This is a genomic window from Branchiibius cervicis (assembly GCF_042661605.1).
In the GTDB taxonomy this organism is placed as follows: Bacteria; Actinomycetota; Actinomycetes; order Actinomycetales; family Dermatophilaceae; genus Branchiibius; species Branchiibius cervicis.
Window position 1 is genome coordinate 1,386,178 of record NZ_JBHSWJ010000002.1, and the last position, 14,330, is coordinate 1,400,507.

The 14,330-nt window shown below is 64.9% G+C and carries 15 protein-coding genes and 1 tRNA gene; 8 read left to right on the forward strand and 8 right to left on the reverse strand.

Annotated features, from left to right (window positions below; translation table 11 throughout):
- On the reverse strand, positions 1–675 hold the full coding sequence (locus ACFQBT_RS07325; protein ID WP_377821581.1) for a hypothetical protein: 675 nt from the start codon (positions 673–675) through the stop codon (positions 1–3).
- Positions 676–849: 174 nt separating this feature from the next.
- On the opposite strand from ACFQBT_RS07325, the gene ACFQBT_RS07330 reads away from it, so the two are divergent.
- From ACFQBT_RS07330 to ACFQBT_RS07340, 3 genes are all read left to right on the forward strand, one after another.
- Positions 850–1,962, forward strand: a complete 1,113-nt coding sequence (locus tag ACFQBT_RS07330; RefSeq protein WP_377821583.1) for a chorismate-binding protein — start codon at positions 850–852, stop codon at positions 1,960–1,962.
- Between the two features lie 79 nt (positions 1,963–2,041).
- Positions 2,042–2,884 (forward strand): aminotransferase class IV, encoded by an 843-nt coding sequence (locus ACFQBT_RS07335; protein WP_377825393.1) that lies wholly within the window; start codon positions 2,042–2,044, stop codon positions 2,882–2,884.
- Positions 2,881–3,327, forward strand: coding sequence for a TIGR02611 family protein (locus ACFQBT_RS07340; RefSeq protein ID WP_377821585.1), 447 nt, complete (start codon positions 2,881–2,883; stop codon positions 3,325–3,327). The genes ACFQBT_RS07335 and ACFQBT_RS07340 overlap by 4 nt, the downstream gene beginning before the upstream one ends.
- Before the next feature lie 437 nt (positions 3,328–3,764).
- Here ACFQBT_RS07340 and ACFQBT_RS07345 read toward each other — a convergent pair whose 3' ends face one another.
- Both ACFQBT_RS07345 and ACFQBT_RS07350 read right to left on the reverse strand, forming a co-directional pair.
- Positions 3,765–4,325, reverse strand: a complete 561-nt coding sequence (locus ACFQBT_RS07345; RefSeq protein ID WP_377821587.1) for a DinB family protein — start codon at positions 4,323–4,325, stop codon at positions 3,765–3,767.
- A gap of 53 nt (positions 4,326–4,378) precedes the next feature.
- On the reverse strand, positions 4,379–4,837 hold the full coding sequence (locus tag ACFQBT_RS07350; protein ID WP_377821589.1) for a dihydrofolate reductase family protein: 459 nt from the start codon (positions 4,835–4,837) through the stop codon (positions 4,379–4,381).
- A gap of 1,156 nt (positions 4,838–5,993) precedes the next feature.
- Here ACFQBT_RS07350 and ACFQBT_RS07355 point away from each other — a divergent pair.
- A complete protein-coding gene (locus ACFQBT_RS07355) occupies positions 5,994–6,578 on the forward strand; it encodes a pentapeptide repeat-containing protein (protein ID WP_377821591.1) in 585 nt (194 codons plus the stop codon).
- A 455-nt stretch (positions 6,579–7,033) separates the two neighbouring features.
- Here the strand turns inward: ACFQBT_RS07355 and ACFQBT_RS07360 are convergent.
- Positions 7,034–7,107: transfer RNA gene (locus ACFQBT_RS07360), tRNA-Val, on the reverse strand.
- A gap of 119 nt (positions 7,108–7,226) precedes the next feature.
- Here ACFQBT_RS07360 and ACFQBT_RS07365 point away from each other — a divergent pair.
- A complete protein-coding gene (locus ACFQBT_RS07365; protein WP_377821593.1) occupies positions 7,227–7,556 on the forward strand; it encodes a TfoX/Sxy family protein in 330 nt (109 codons plus the stop codon).
- 6 nt (positions 7,557–7,562) lie between these two features.
- On the opposite strand, the gene ACFQBT_RS07370 is transcribed toward ACFQBT_RS07365, so the two are convergent.
- Complete coding sequence (locus ACFQBT_RS07370) at positions 7,563–7,985, reverse strand: DoxX family protein (protein WP_377821595.1); 423 nt, start codon at positions 7,983–7,985, stop codon at positions 7,563–7,565.
- A gap of 109 nt (positions 7,986–8,094) precedes the next feature.
- On the opposite strand from ACFQBT_RS07370, the gene ACFQBT_RS07375 reads away from it, so the two are divergent.
- The gene (locus ACFQBT_RS07375) at positions 8,095–9,084 is read left to right on the forward strand and encodes a TIGR03557 family F420-dependent LLM class oxidoreductase (RefSeq protein ID WP_377821597.1); all 990 of its coding nucleotides are present in this window, start codon (positions 8,095–8,097) and stop codon (positions 9,082–9,084) included.
- Between the two features lie 55 nt (positions 9,085–9,139).
- Here the strand turns inward: ACFQBT_RS07375 and ACFQBT_RS07380 are convergent, their stop codons facing one another.
- Positions 9,140–9,643: a DoxX family membrane protein gene (locus ACFQBT_RS07380; protein WP_377825395.1), complete on the reverse strand. Its 504-nt coding sequence runs from the start codon at positions 9,641–9,643 to the stop codon at positions 9,140–9,142.
- A 442-nt stretch (positions 9,644–10,085) separates the two neighbouring features.
- Positions 10,086–10,622: a DoxX family membrane protein gene (locus tag ACFQBT_RS07385; protein WP_377821599.1), complete on the reverse strand. Its 537-nt coding sequence runs from the start codon at positions 10,620–10,622 to the stop codon at positions 10,086–10,088.
- Positions 10,623–11,308: 686 nt separating this feature from the next.
- Here ACFQBT_RS07385 and thrS point away from each other — a divergent pair.
- Both thrS and ACFQBT_RS07395 read left to right on the forward strand, forming a co-directional pair.
- Entirely contained in the window at positions 11,309–13,291 is a 1,983-nt protein-coding gene (gene thrS / locus ACFQBT_RS07390; protein WP_377821600.1) for a threonine--tRNA ligase, read from the forward strand.
- Between the two features lie 50 nt (positions 13,292–13,341).
- Positions 13,342–13,800: a GNAT family N-acetyltransferase gene (locus tag ACFQBT_RS07395; protein WP_377821602.1), complete on the forward strand. Its 459-nt coding sequence runs from the start codon at positions 13,342–13,344 to the stop codon at positions 13,798–13,800.
- Positions 13,801–13,806: 6 nt separating this feature from the next.
- On the opposite strand, the gene ACFQBT_RS07400 is transcribed toward ACFQBT_RS07395, so the two are convergent.
- The gene (locus tag ACFQBT_RS07400; RefSeq protein ID WP_377821604.1) at positions 13,807–14,265 is read right to left on the reverse strand and encodes a nitroreductase family deazaflavin-dependent oxidoreductase; all 459 of its coding nucleotides are present in this window, start codon (positions 14,263–14,265) and stop codon (positions 13,807–13,809) included.
- Between the last annotated feature and the right edge of the window lie 65 nt (positions 14,266–14,330).

Consider the following 14,330-nt stretch of genomic DNA (forward strand, 5'->3'; position numbering starts at 1 on the left):
TCAGTTCGGCTGGAGGTCGACCGTCACGGCATTGCCGGGTCCGGTCGCGATCGCGTTCAGCAGCGGGGTCAGGACCCCGCAGTTGCTGAACTTGGGGATCGTGAGCGAGCCCTTGGCGCTGATCGCCCCGAAAAGGTTGACCTGTCCGGTGCTCAGACGCGCCAGGTCACCGGACAGCTTCAGCGAGGTCGCGCTGGTCGTGCAGCTGCCGCTGATCAGATTGACCGGGATGCCGAGAGCGGTGGCCTTGGTGATCTGGAGGCGGAGGTTCTGGGTCAACTCCAGGTCGTTCTTGGTCGGGTCGTAGGTGCCCGTGGCCGGACCCTGCGGCAGGATCTTGACGTCGAATGCGGCGAGCTTCAGATTGCCCAACTTCGGCCCGGTGCCGATGCTGGCGTGGCCGGTCTGGGTGGTGATCGCGGACGTCACCGGGATCGGGGTCTTGCCCAGCGGCACGGTGGTGGTGTCGGCGGCGGCAAACGTGATGTCGGTGTTCAGGGTCTTCAAGTGGGTCGAGATGGTGCCCTTGTGATGCAGGACCCACGGTGCCAGGTCGGCGGCCGAGGCGCTCGGGGCTGTCGCGACGGCCGCCGCTATCGCGGCTGCGGTCAGGCCGGCGCCGACAAAGGCACTGCGGCGGGCGGTGGTCGACGACAGGCGGCTCGTGCGGGACATGACGACTCCTTCGCGGCGGGGCAGCGGCGCGGGCTGGCGCCGATGCCGCTGGTAGGTACGTCGGACCACGCTAGGTGGCGCCGATCACATTCTCAAACCGAAGCTACCGCTTAGTAGGGTCGCTCGCCCCGGGCATCGTGGTCTGACCTGCGGGAATGCTGCGACGGTAAAAGTTTGGTCAGCAATGTAAAGACGTTCTTCCGGGATGCGCGGCGCACCGGACGGGATTGGCCGACGATCACCGAGTCACCGTTCCCGGACATCCGCCGAACCCGGGCGCACCGGGACGGCACAATGACGGCGATGGAGGCTGAAGCGCACGCGCGATTCCGGGAGTTGACCGCCCGCCGGGTTGCGCAGGTTGAGAAGGACCCGCGGGTCCTGGACCAACCGGGCTTCTGGGTCGTCGCCCTCGGGTTCGAGGGTGACCTGACCGCCGTGCGTTTCGATGACGTACGGCGAGCCGCGCCGTGCGCCGTGTCTGCGCCCAGGAAGGTGGCGGCCGAGCACCCGGCCGTGACGTGGCGCAGTTCCCTGGACCGATCGGCGTACGTCGAAGGGGTCGCGGCGGTGCGCAACGCGATCGCGGACGGCACGGTCTACCAGGTCAACGTCTGCCGGATCCTGGAGCGCGAGATACCGGTCAGATTCGACCTCGATGCTCTGGATCACGCTGTGCGTCAACGTAGTTCGGGAAAGTACGGTGCACGGGTGCTCGTACCCGAGGCGGGTCTGGACATCGTGTGCGCCTCACCGGAGTTGTATCTACGTCGGGTCGGCGGCCAGGTCACTTCGGGGCCGATCAAGGGCACCGCGAAGACTCTCGCCCAGATGCTGGACAAGGACTACACCGAGAACGTGATGATCACGGATCTGGTGCGCAACGACCTGCAACGGGTGTGCCGGCCGGGGACGGTGCGGGTCGAGGGCCTGTGCACACCGGAGCGATACCCCGGCAGCGTGCATCTGGTGTCTCACGTGACGGGCACTCTCGCGGCCGACACGCCGTGGGATCGGCTGTTGGCCGCCACCTTCCCGCCGGGTTCCGTGTCCGGCGCACCGAAACACACCGCACTGCAGATGATCTCGTCGATCGAGCCTGTAGACCGCGAGATCTATTGCGGCGCAGTCGGGTACGTCGACAATCGCGATCCGTCAGATCCCAGGGCGGAACTGGCGGTGGCCATCCGGACGTTCTGGCGGACAGCTCGAACGCTTCGCTTGGGGGTCGGCGCCGGCATCACGTGGGCGTCCGATCCGGAGGGGAGTGGTGGGAGACTGACCTGAAAGCCGGGTGGTTGGTGGATCTTGCCGACACGGTCATCGCAGACAGCCCGCACGGGGCGTAGGAGGAGACGAAGTGAGTATGCGGGTGTGGGTCAACGGGCGCATCGTGGGCGACGAGCCCAGCCTGAATGCGCTCGATCACGGCGTCACGGTCGGCGACGGAGTGTTCGAAACGTGCAAGATCGTCGACTCCGGGGTGTTCGCCCTGCAACGGCACTACGAACGACTGGACCGTTCACTGCAGGCGATGGGCCTGCCTGCCGCCGACCGGGGGATCCTCGATGAGGCGATCGGCGCCGTCCTGCAGCAACCCATCACTTTCGGTCGGCTGCGCTACACCGTCACCGCCGGCGTCGGCCCGATGGGATCTGACCGCGGCGACGCCCCGCTGAGCTACGTGGTCGCGGCGGCAGAGGCCACACCCTTCCCGCCGACCGCCAAGGTCGTGGTCGTGCCCTGGACGCGCAACGAGCGCGGTGCGCTGGCGGGGGTGAAGTCCACGTCGTACGGCGAGAACGTCCTGGCGCTCGCCCGGGCCAAGGCCGCGGGCGGCAGTGAGGCGATCTTCGCCAACACCCGCGGCGAGCTCTGCGAGGGCACCGGGAGCAACATCTTCGTGGTGATCGACGGAGTCGCAGTCACACCGCCGTTGTCCTCCGGTGCGTTGGCCGGAATCACCCGCGGCATCGTGCTCGAGGCCGCCGCGGCCGCGGGGATCCCGGCCGCTGAGCGGGAGCTGCCGATCGACGTACTGGACAGCGCCGACGAGATCTTCCTGACCTCGACGACGCGCGACATCCAACCGGTACATGCGGTGGGCGATCACGCGATCGCGGCGCCGGGGCCGGTCACCAGTCGACTGCAGGCAGCCTTCGCGGAGGTATCCCGCGAGATGGGCGTCACCCGGTTCGCGCCGGTATGAGTGGGCGGACCCCGAAGGACAGCAAGTGGTGGGTCGACGCGGACGAGGATCCGTGGGCCTGGCGACGGGCGCTGAAGTCCAACTGGACCACCCTGATCATTTACCGCACTCTGGTGATCGTCGTCGGTCTGGCGATTGTGGTCCTCGGAGTGATCCTGCTGCCCTTCCCCGGCCCCGGATGGTTGGTGATCTTCCTCGGCCTCGGGGTGCTGGCTTCGGAGTTCGAGCCGGCGGCCAATCTGCGGTCCTACGCGATCAAGCAGGTCAAGAAGTGGAACGAGTGGCAGAAGCAGCAGTCGTGGTGGGTGCGGGCACTGCTTGGGCTGGGATTGTTCGTGTTGGTCGTGGCCGTGTTCTATCTGCTCTTCGCGATCAGCGGTGTGCCGACGTATTTGCCTGACTCGATTGAGAATTGGCTGCGTGGACTCCCGGGCCTTCACTGAGCGCATCCGGCGGCTGCGCGAGCTAGCGCTGGCCGTTGCGGACACGGAGCCGACACCGTCGATGGCTTGAGGATCGACGAAGAGCCCAGCACCGTGATTCGTGACGAAACCGCGACCATTGCCGCGCCTCCGGTGATCACCGCAGCGGCAAATTCCGACCACGCCGGCAGCCATTCCGCAGACATCTGGCCAGAATGCCCGACTCTCTCATCCGCGACTCGTCAACCAGTGACGACCCGTCGGCAGGCGCTATCCGTCGGCCGGCTCAGAGCGGCTAGAGGACTTAGCGCAATCCGAGAGTTATGGCGGCGCCAGTGTTGATCTCAGAGGGCACCTGCCGCGCCGCGGATCATGTTCCCTGTACGCGGGCATGTCATGTGATCGGCAGACCCGGGCAACCACCTGAGACCGAAGCAATCAGGGTCGCGGGCGAACGGTCAACCCTCAGTCGGCGGCGATTGCCACTGTGGGTCCCGGCCTATAAACGCCACTAGCTGCTCAACCGGGTCTGTACTTGCGGTGGGGATCGCCGGGCCGTACTGGCCTGACGAACGCAATGCCTCCTCCATCTGACGCATGCCGGACAGCATGTTGCGGGCGATATCGGGGTCCATCTGGGGGTTCTGGCCGGTGCTTTTCGCTAGATCCCAGGTGTGTTGATAGATGTCGGCCGTGTAGATCTGGTCGATCACGCCGCCAACGGTTCCGCCGGCGAACGGCCCGTTGCTCAGCACGGCGTCGGCATTGTTTGAGTCTTCGAGCAATTGCTGGACGGCCTCGGTTCGGAAGCTCCATCGCTGTGCCAAGTCGCCGTTCTCGGCGGGCAGATCCAGGTTGCTCCATGCATGCAGGACCGGAGGCAGCCAGTCAAGCAAATGAGTCACGATGTCGCGCGCACGCCATTGAGCAACGGGCGTAGCAGCGTTCCAATCGCTAGTAGCCTGGACAAGGCGCGAAAATTCGCCCGCGATCTGATGGTGTCTGGCTGATGCGCTCACGAGTTGCTCCTGTCAGGACTGACCACGATGCAATACGGCTGTGGCGCAGTTGCTCACGGCCGATACGTCAGCCATACCGCGCCGTTCTCGGTTGCAACGCAGTCAACTAACTCCCACCGGAGCCGTTCTCGAACATCATCGAACAGTCGGCGCCCAAGCGGGTCCAGCACAGGTGCGACCGCGAGTTGTACCTCGTCAATCAATCCGGCCGCGAGCAGCGATTGCACCAAGGTGATGCTGCCGTGGACGCCAATATCACCCGTACCTTGGAGGTCCTCCTTGAGCGCCTGGACCACCGTCTCCAACGGTCCTGTCAATCGCTCACAGCTCGATGACCATGCCGATGGCCCAAGATCGCTGGAACTCAGCACGTACTTTGGAGTGTTGTTGATGAAGTCGGCGAACGGCTGTTCAGAGGAAGTGGGCCAGTATTGCGACCATTCGTCGTACATACGACGCCCCAGAAGCACAGCCATCTGAGCTGAGATCAGGCGACGTTCGAGAGCCTCCATATCCTGGTCGTATCCGGGTGGTGACGGACCATCAGCGGATGGGTTTGGGAAGTACCGACCCGGGTTATCGACTGCCCAGTCCAAACTACACAGAGTGAATGAAACGATTCGCGACATGCAGCCACCAGCCTCCTCAAGAGCCTTCCTCCTACGTCATAACCGACTCGATGAACGTTTGTGTGCAGATTCAACAGATCCTGCACCGGGTAACCCCAACCTTTGCCTTCAAAGGTCGAGTCCGTGGCGGGAGGTAGGACATACTCCCCGACGGTGAGTGATTCATAGGTGACGGCGTGAGCGACCCTAGTCTTCCCGGAGCCTCCATCGTCACCCACATCTGGCACGCGATCGAACGGAGCAGCTCGATCGCGGACCTCGCCACGATGCCGCCCGGCCATCTAGCGTCACGGCCAAGTGCGGGTGAGCACTGGCAAGTGCAGACGCCCGATGGATGGGATGAGTAGGAATTCCGCCACGCGGCACGACCGCGTCTAGGAGGGACGTCCCGTCGATGCCGGCTCGCGAGGCACCAGCGATAGGTTTCCCGGGTGGACAGGCACGGTCGAAGATGGCTTCGTGAGATGGAGGCCGTTGAGGCCCAGGGTCTACCGGACGCGGGGTGGGGCCCCAGCCGGGAGCGTCTCGAGGCTGGTCAGGACGCGTTCGCCGGGCGTGTCCTGAGTGGGCTGTACCGCGGGTACAACATCATCGTGAACATCGCGTGGCCGGTTCGCGGACACCTGTGGCGCCGGCGTCTTGTCAAGGACGGCGCCCCCTCGTCCGTTGACATTCTTTACATCCTTGGCGGGGATGACGCGGGCCCGGGAGGTGACGACCCAGACCCGTGTTTCGCATCCCTTGAAGACCTGCAGAACCACCTGGCCGCCACGAGAATCGACTGGTTGCCACCGGCTGACGCCGTCCGGGTGATCGTCGGCCAACTTAGCGAGGGCCGACGAAACGCGGCACGAGAGCGCGTTTGAGAGGGCGTCCTATCGACGTCACTCTTCTTCGCTGGGCGACTATGTCAACCCAGTGGGACCCACCCCTGCCGGTCTGACTTGGCCCCGCTTCGAGCCGCGAAAAGATGTCACTCTCAGCGGCACGAGCGGAAACATCGCGCGCAATGCTCGCAGGTGATGAAACGATCGACCCCATGGACTTGAAGGATGCGCGGCGATTGCTGGAGGAAGTGGGGACGCGCACTCTGAAGGACGTGTCGTTCGACAGCTTCGACCTGGTCTCGGCAGGTGCGAGATCTCAAAAGTATTTCGACCATTGCAGCTTCGTGAATACCGACCTTCGCTTCGCCACGCTGGACGGCGCGAGCTTCCGATACTGCAACTTCACGGGTGCCAACTTGCGTGGGCGTTCCCTCCGCGGGGCCTCATTCGCAGCCTGCAATTTCACGGGTTCCGACCTACGTGACGCCGATTTGACCTGGGCTCAGTTCTCCCATGTCAATGTTGGGACGGATGCTGGACGGACCGTGATGACGGGTGTTCGCCTCTCGGACTTCAAGGGAGACACTCGGGTCCTTGAGGTCGGTGCCGGCGGGGGTCCGGGACTCGGTGGGCACTTCGACGAAGTCGTTCTCAATGGAAGGACGGCATCAGGCAGTCTCAGTGACGGGTTCGACTTCTGTCACCGTACGACCTGCGTGCCCGGCTCCGTCAGCGTCGTCGGCGTCGAAGTCGAACTCTGGTATCGACGCGAACCCGCGCAGCGATCGGCCACCTAGACACATGTCGAACAGATCATCACTCGTAGCGGCGGGACGATCCTGGGCCGCTCCCAAATCGGCAGGTCCACTCGGTCCTCCACGATGGAGCCGAAGCGATCCGTCTGCTGACCACCGACGAGGTCATGTTCGCGCGCACCATGACACCCACCCGTCCAGCTGAAGGTTCGCCAACGGCACCAAGCGTTCTCCACTCATGCGATCGGCAAGCAGTGCCTGCAAGGCCGCGACGGGGCATCCCTGTTCTTCAATGTGCGAAGCCATGGGCTGAATCGCTGGTCGCTATCGCATCCACCATGTGTCGACCGAAACCGGTAGTCGAGAGGCGTGGGACATGAGATCGGCTTCGGCCGCTTTCGATCGAAAGACCGAATCCCTTCCCCACGTATTCCCCACGAAGGGCGAGAATGTCCACCTCGGACAGCGTTTGCGCAGGTCAGGGGACTCTTGATGGGTGGACGTAAAGGGACTCGAACCCCTGACCTCTCGCGTGTGAAGCGAACGCTCTAACCAACTGAGCTATACGTCCAGGTCAGCCACGGAATCAGCCGCGCCGAAGGGAAAGACTACTAAGACGCCGTCCAGATCCGAAATTGACCCGCTCGATTGCCCTTCCGCGGCGACATCGACCTCTGGGAGCCTCGAGGTATGCAGGAGATCGAGCTGTTGTCGCGGGTCCGCGAGCGTCTATTGACTGCCGGCGACGTGCAGGAGAAGCGGATGTTCGGCAGCGTCGCCTTCATGGTCAACGGCACGTTGCGGCTGGCGGTCGGGCAGAGGGAGGGCCGCGTGATGATGGTCCGCGTCGATCCGGGGGAGTACGACGAGGCGCTGGCCCGGGAGGGCGCGTCACCAGCCGTCATGAAGGCGCGCACGATGCGCAGTTACCTGTTTCTGACCGATGCGGCCGTCGTGGACGATGATGACCTGCAGTGGTGGATCGAACTGGCGTTGCGATCACCGGACTCCGCGCCGTAGGTCAGCTCAGCGGTCCTTCCACAGCACCCGGACCGCGTCGGTAGCCGTGAGCGCGCCGGCCACCAGCAACGGCTGGAACAGCAGCCGGATCGCCCGTTTGGTGTCGGTGTCCAGGCCGAATCCGTCTTTGTGCTCGGTGAATTGGGCGATGTTGCCAGGGAACACCGCGACGAAGAATGCTCCGGCTGTTGCGCCCACCCAGGCTCGAGCCGGTTGTTTCCAAGTGGCGAGAAGCGCTGTCCCCAAGGCAATTTCGACCACACCAGAAGCAAGCACCACAAGATCTGTGTCCGCGGGGAACCAGTCTGGCACTTGCGCCCGGAACTCTTCCCGGGCGAACGTCAGGTGGCTGACACCGGCAAAGGCGAGAAAGCCACCGAGAGCAACCTGACCGGCGACGCGGACCTTCGAACCGAGCGAGTGTGGCACCTGGGCCTCCGACAGTCGTGGAAAGTGACCCCGCCAGTCTGTCGCAGTCCCGGCCGGGGCCACCCTTCGGGCTGTCCACGACGACGGGCCGGAACCGTTCAATCGAGGTATGACAACCCGATTTGGTTACACCCTGATGACTGAGCAGTCCGGCCCGAAACAACTGGTGCAGTACGCGCGCGCCGCGGAGGACGTTGGCTTCGACTTCGAGGTCTCCAGCGACCACTACTCGCCGTGGCTCGCCGCACAGGGCCACGCGCCGTACGCCTGGAGCGTCCTGGGCGCCGTCGCCCAGGCAACCGAACGCGTCGAACTCATGACCTATGTCACCTGCCCCATCCAGCGCTACCACCCGGCTGTCGTGGCCCAGAAGGCCGCCACGATGCAGTTGCTGTCCGATGGACGGTTCACGCTCGGCCTGGGCAGCGGCGAGAACCTCAACGAGCACATCACCGGAGAGGGCTGGCTGCCCGTCGCCCAACGACAGGACATGCTGGAAGAAGCAATGCAGATCATTCGTGAGCTGCACACCGGCGAACTCGTGACCTGGGATGGTGACTACTTCCGGGTCGACTCGGCGCGGATCTGGGACGCACCCGATGCCAAAGTGCCACTGGCCGTTGCTGTTTCCGGTGACGCGTCGATCAAACGGTTCGCTCCGCTGGCCGACCACCTCATTGCCGTCGAACCCGAAAGTGACCTGGTGCAGGGCTGGAAGGATGCCCGTCGCGACGCGGACCTGGGAGTGGACACGCGCAGCATCGGGCAGATACCCGTCTGCTGGGATCACTCCCGGGACGCCGCGATCGAACGCGCCCACGAGCAGTTCCGGTGGTTCGGTCTGGGTTGGTCGGTGAACGCCGATCTGCCCACCACGGCCGGTTTTGCCGGCGCCAGCCAGTTCGTCACCCCGGACGACGTGGCGCAAGCCATTCCCTGCGGGCCCGACGTCGATGCGATCGTGGCGGCGGTGCAGCCATACTGGGAAGCGGGATTCACCGACATCGCGCTGGTCCAGATCGGCGATGAGGGCCAGCAGCGCTTCCTCGACGAGGCCGCCGGACCGATCCTTCAGGCGCTGCGCTCAGCGGTGGCCTGAACGCCAAGTGGCCGCCCCCGGGAACGGGGACGGCCACTTGTCACGGACGGATTTCTCAGACCAGCCAGCGGTTGCGGCCGACCAGCTTCTCCCAGGCCTTTCCCAGACCGATTGTTCGCCCTGCCAGGAATAGCGCACACACGATGCCTGCCAGCGCGTAGATCACGTGGTAGTCGACGATCGGGTTGCTCGATCCGCTGGGGTCGCCGGTCGCCGTGACCTTGTCCAGCGGCCACTCGGCCGCCCACATCATCGCCATCATCACCAGGTTCGCAAGGGCGGCGATGCGCATGCCGATCCCGAGGATGAACGCGATGCCGATCGCGGCCAGGCCGATCATGAACAGGCCATTGGCCCACCACGTGCCTGCGATGTTGTGGAAGAAGTCCTGCAGACCCTTGGGTCCCACCGCGACGTTGGACAGGAAGCCCTTCGTCGGCGAACCGCCGTTGATCCAGGCGCGGGCCTTCGGCGTCGAGTAGCCGAGACCGAAGAGCTTGTCCAGGAAGGCCCACAACATGATGAAGCCGAGAGCAATTCGCAGTATTGCCAGCCAAATACGGCCGTGGGCGCGACCGGGGAGTCCGGCAGCTCGCGGGCTTCGGGGCTGGAGGGAGCCTCGCCGCGAGGGTAGGAATCTCCGACGGCCCTGTCAGTCTCACGGTGTCCGTAGATCGGGTTGTCCTCGATCAGTGTGGGGTCACGTTGTTCCGCAGCCCCGCCATTGCCCCCGGCGGGTTCGTTGGTGCTCACAGTTCCCAACTCCTTTGCTGGCGCCCTCGGATCACGCCGATCCACCTCATGCGAACCGAGTCAGTGACACCGACGGACTTGACATCTTCAGTCTTGAGTGCCGGGTCCGCAATGGCAACAGAACGCGCCGAAACCCCCTACAAGGATTCGGTTGGCCTGCAGCAGCACTCGTCCCAGCCCGATGGACCGCCGGAGCACGCAGAAACGAAGAAGGTCCCGCCGAAGCGGGACCTTCCGGGCTGGCTGCGTCAGACGAGCCAGCGGTTCTTGCCGACCACCCGCTCCCACCAGGAGCTGATGCCCCAGGTGCGACCGGCGTAGCTCAGCGCGCACACGATGGCGACCAGCGCGTAGATCACGTGGTAGTCGACGATCGGGTTGGTCGAGCCACTCGGATCACCGGTGGCGGTGGTTTGGGCAAGCGGCCATTCTGCAATCCACATCATGGCCATCATCAGCGTTGCCCCAACTGCGGCGAGTCGAAGGCCTGCACCGAGGATCAGTGCAACGCCGACGCCGAGGAGGCCGAGCATGAAGAGCCAGTCCGCGATCGGGTTGCCCGCGATCGAGTGGAAGAAGCTCTGCAGCGGTCCCACTTCGACGTTCGAGAGGAATCCCTTGGTCGGGGATCCACCGTGGATCCAGGCCCTGGCGTTCGGGGTGGAGTAGCTCAGCCCGAAGGTCTTGTCGAGGAAGGCCCAGAGGAAGATGAAGCCGGTCGCAATACGGAGGACTGCCAGCACGTGACGCGTCACCGACGACTCGGTGGGGTGTTCGCTGGTCACCTCCGATGCTTTTGCGTGGTTCGGACGGTGCAGCATGGCGGTCATCGTTGACCATCTCCTTCGATGTGTTCCGATAACTCCAATATCCTCCTGTGCAAGCGTTTACACAAGTCAGGAGAGGCTAACCATGCGAACCTTGAAAACAACAGGGGGACAGGACAATCCGGCACATTGAGTGCTGGTCGGTCGTCCGTCTTCGGGGCCGCCGCATCTCGCTCCGATCTGCCATGATCCGTGGCACTTTCGGCGCAGGCTCTATGGTCGTGGGCGATCCCCACCGCATCGAGGAATCGCAGGTCGCCATCCGGCCCAATTCCGTTCTGGCGTAACGCTGTTGAGTTCGATCGATTCCGTACCGCGCGTGTCCGACGCACTTCGCCGGCACCGGTTACCAGGCCGGCACCGGCGGTGAGCGCGGCAGTAATGCCGACAAACAACCGACGGGTGGACTCGTCGTACGTGCCCATCGAGGTCCCCGAGGCCTGCAAGCTGGCGGCGGCCCGTATCACCCGGGCCGCCGCACGTCAGGCAACTGCCGGTCGGTGACACGGACGCGTCGAGGGCGTGACCGCGGACTGAACACCCGATGACCGATTAATCGATGCAAGTCCGGCGGCGGTTGGCCGATAACCTGGGTCGAGTGCCACACCCGTGGTGCGCCATCCGAGAACGCGAGGAGAACGCCCGTGTCTGCCCAGGTCCCTGCCCCCATCGCCGGAAGCGAGCGATCGGCGCTGCAGGGCACTACCGGCGCGGACCTCTTCGGCGACGACAAAACCATCGTCGCGATGCGCGTCAACGGCCAACTGCAGGATCTCTTCCGGCCGGTCCCGGCCGACGCCAAGGTCGAGCCGGTGCGCATCGACGAGCCGGACGGGCTGAACATCCTGCGGCACTCCGCGGCCCACGTGCTGGCCCAGGCCGTGCAGCAGATCAACCCCGACGCCAAGTTGGGTATCGGCCCACCCATTACGGACGGGTTCTATTACGACTTCGACGTCGCCACGCCGTTCGTCCCTGAGGACCTCAAGGCCCTCGAGAAGGCGATGCAGAAAATCATCAACGAAGGGCAGACATTCGCCCGTCGCGTCGTGACCGACGATGAGGCGCGGGCGGAGCTGGCCGATGAGCCCTACAAGCTCGAGCTCATCGGGTTGAAGGGCAATGCCGGGGAGGCGGCCGAAGGCGCCGACGCCGAAGTCGGCGGCGGCGAACTCACGATCTACGACAACCTGCACCGTGATGGCTCGCGTGCGTGGGGCGACTTGTGCCGCGGACCGCACCTGCCCTCGACGAAGCTGATCGGCAACGCCTTCAAGCTCATGCGCTCCGCCGCGGCGTACTGGCGAGGTAGCGAGAAGAACCCGCAGTTGCAGCGTATCTACGGCACGGCGTGGCCCACCAAGGAAGAAATGAAGGCCTACCTGGATCGGCTGGCCGAGGCCGAGAAGCGCGACCACCGCAAACTGGGCGCCGAGCTGGACCTGTTCTCCTTCCCCGACGAGTTGGGCTCGGGTCTTCCGGTCTTCCATCCCAAGGGTGGCGTCATCAAGCGGGAGATGGAGGACTTCGTCCGGCGCCGGCACATCGAGGAGGGTTTCTCCTACGTCGGCACCCCGCACATCAGCAAGGAGGGGCTCTTCCACACCTCGGGGCACCTGCCGTACTACGCCGACACGATGTTCCCGCCGATGGAGTTCGAGGGCTCGAAGTACTACCTCAAGGCCATGAACTGCCCCATGCACAACCTGATCTTCCGGTCGCGCGGGCGTTCCTATCGCGAATTGCCCATCCGTTACTTCGAATTCGGCTCGGTCTACCGGTACGAGAAGTCCGGAGTGGTGCACGGTCTGACCCGGGTGCGGGGTCTGACGCAGGACGATTCACACTCCTACTGCACGCCTGAACAGGCACCGGGCGAGGTCAAGCACCTGCTGGACTTCGTGTTGTCGGTGCTGCGGGACTTCGGTCTGGACGACTTCTACCTGGAACTGTCCACACGGGACACCGAGGGCGACAAGAAGGACAAGTTCATCGGCTCCGACGAGGAGTGGGAGGTCGCGACCAAGGTCCTGGAGGACGTGGCGAACCAGTCGGGACTGGAGCTGGTGCCCGACCCGGGTGGGGCGGCGTTCTACGGTCCGAAGATCTCCGTGCAGGCCCGGGATGCCATCGGGCGGACGTGGCAGATGTCGACGATCCAGTACGACTTCAACCAACCGCGCGGCTTCGAGCTGGAGTTCCAGGCCGCCGACGGCACCCGGCAGCGGCCGGTGATGATCCACTCGGCGAAGTTCGGCTCGATCGAGCGTTTCCTCGGGGTGCTGACCGAGCACTACGCCGGTGCCTTCCCGCCCTGGCTGTCGCCGGTCCAGGTGCTCGGGGTGCCCGTTGCCGAGGAGTTCGCCGACTATCTGCGTGAGGTGTTGGACACCCTTGCGGCACAGGGGGTCCGGGTCGAATTGGACGACTCCGACGACCGCTTTCCCAAGAAAATCCGCAACGCGTCCAAGTCCAAGGTGCCGTTCGTGCTGATCGCCGGGGAGGAGGATCGCTCGGCCGGTGCGGTCTCCTTCCGCTACCGCGACGGTTCGCAGAAGAACGCCGTGCCGCTCGCCGACGCGGTCGCCGAGATCACTGCTGCCATCGAAAGCCGCGCGCAGGTCTGAGACGGACCGTTCGCAGGTCGGGTGCGGTCTGCGTGTGATTCGATGCGCGGATGAGTGATGTCCGGATCACCCCCGCCACGCGCGACGAGGCGCTCATCGTGGCGGCGCTCGCCCTCCAGATGGACCTGGAGGCCGAGGCCGCCACGCCGCGTGCGGGTTTCCTCACCGAGTACGCCGATGCCTGGCTGGCCGACTCCGTCCGCCGGCCGACGTGGCTGGCTTTCGGTCCCCAGGGTGAGGCGGTCGGTCTGGTGCAGACGTCCTTGATCACCAAGCTGCCGTCGCTGCGGCGGCCGGTGGTCAGTTGGTTGCACGTCGGCCAGGTGTTCGTGGTGCCGGCGCAGCGCGGCCACGGCATCGCCGGGCGCATGCTGACGGTTCTGCAGGAGTGGGCCCGCGCGAACCAGGTCAACCGGATTCAGCTCAACGCCCGCCCATCAGCTCGCAGTGTCTATGAGCGGGCGGGCTTTGTGCCGGCTTCAGAGCGCCTCATGGAATGGCGGGCGTGACACCACTCACGCGACGGTGCGCACCGGCTCCACCACGAAGACCGGGATCTGACGGTCGGTCTTCGTCTGGTAGTTGGCGTACTCGGGGTAGGCCGCAACGGCGCGATCCCACCACTGGTCGCGCTCGGGACCGGACAGTTCACGTGCGATACCCACCAACCTCGTCGTACCGTCCTGGACCTCAACCTCAGGGTTGGCCTGCAGGTTGTGGTACCAGGCGGGATGCTCCGGCGCGCCGCCCTTGGAGGCCACCACGCCGTACGAGCCGTCGTGCTCCACGCGCATCAGCGGCACCCGGCGCAGCAGACCGGACTTGCGGCCCCGGATCGTATAGACGACGATCGGCCGGTCCATCACCTGGACCGATTCGGTCGTGCCGGTCCTGTCGATGGTCTCCAGCTGACCGCGGACCCACTCGGTCTTCTCTTCGGCGATTTCGCCCGGCAGCGCACTTTTGAAGGTCATGTTCGCGCCAACCACGAGCCGCGGGCGATCATTCCGCGCCACGCCGCACTGCCTAGGATCGGGTC